The sequence below is a fragment of the Flavobacterium sp. DW-iso2 genome, assembly GCF_058725285.1.
The window spans coordinates 1-1,116 of the sequence record NZ_JBZXDY010000071.1 but is presented as its reverse complement, the minus strand read 5'-3'; the positions used below and the strand labels follow the sequence as shown (position 1 = coordinate 1,116).

Sequence of the window (1,116 nt, the reverse complement as noted above, 5' to 3'; positions counted from 1 at the left end):
CCACTTATCAGGGCGATAGTCGATAAATTTGAAAGAGGATCAGTAACGATTACATTACTTAAACTCACATTACCAGTATTGCTCACGGTAAAGGTATAGGTTACCAGATCTCCAACAACAAGTGTTGCGCATCGCTCTTCTCCAAACTGAATGTCACTGGTTTTCACAATGGCAATGTCAGGAGTCGAACAAATAGGTATTACATTTGGATTATCGTTCTCTATTGAGTCACCAGATTGGTCAGTAACCACTGTAGTGTCTGGAGCAGTACCATTAACAGAAGCTTGATTGGTTATGTTACCAGTATCAATATCGGCTTGAGTTACTGAATAGGTTGCAGTATAGATCCAAGTTTCGTTAACCTCTAAGATGTCGTTGCTATTTGCGTCACCACTTATCAGGGCGATAGTCGATAAATTTGAAAGAGGATCAGCAACGATTACATTACTTAAACTCACATTACCAGTATTGCTCACGGTAAAGGTATAGGTTACCAGATCTCCAACAACAAGTGTTGCGCATCGCTCTTCTCCAAACTGAATGTCAGTGGTTTTTACAATGGCAATGTCAGGATCTTGGCATAATCTTGTTATTGTACTTGATGTACCCATAACAGTTTCAGATCCTAAAACTAAACCATTTACTTTTGCTTGGTTAGTGACACTTCCTAAATCAATATCGGCTTGCGTTATTGCATAAGTTGCTGTATATATCCAAGTTTCACTGATATCCAAAATCATGTTGTTATTAGCATCTCCACTAGGAGCGCTTATAGCGATAATAGGATTTGGTGCTTCAAATAAGGGATCCGTAATTGTAATATCAGTAATAGGTGTAGTTCCAGGATTAGTCAAAGTAAAAGTATAGGTAATGGTGTCATCTACGCTTGTACAATTTCCAGTATTGTTTAGAGTAGATTCTTTTAATAAAACTATTGTACATGTATTTACTGTCACTTCTACTGATTTTACGATAAAACATCCAGTAGCCACTTCAATTCGGATATAATAGGTTCCAGTTGTTGCAACAGCCTCTGGTTTTGTTAGATCTGATGCTCCACCTGCATTGGCTAAAGCCAAAGTAGTATAGTATTTAGTTGTTGTTCCAGTATTTGTA

1 protein-coding gene is annotated in these 1,116 nt (G+C 37.6%); it reads right to left on the bottom strand.

All coding sequences use genetic code 11. From position 1 onward, the window contains the following. Positions 1 to 1,116: DUF7507 domain-containing protein (locus AC4PRO_RS18135; protein WP_492118392.1), on the bottom strand; the 1,116-nt coding region annotated here is incomplete at both ends.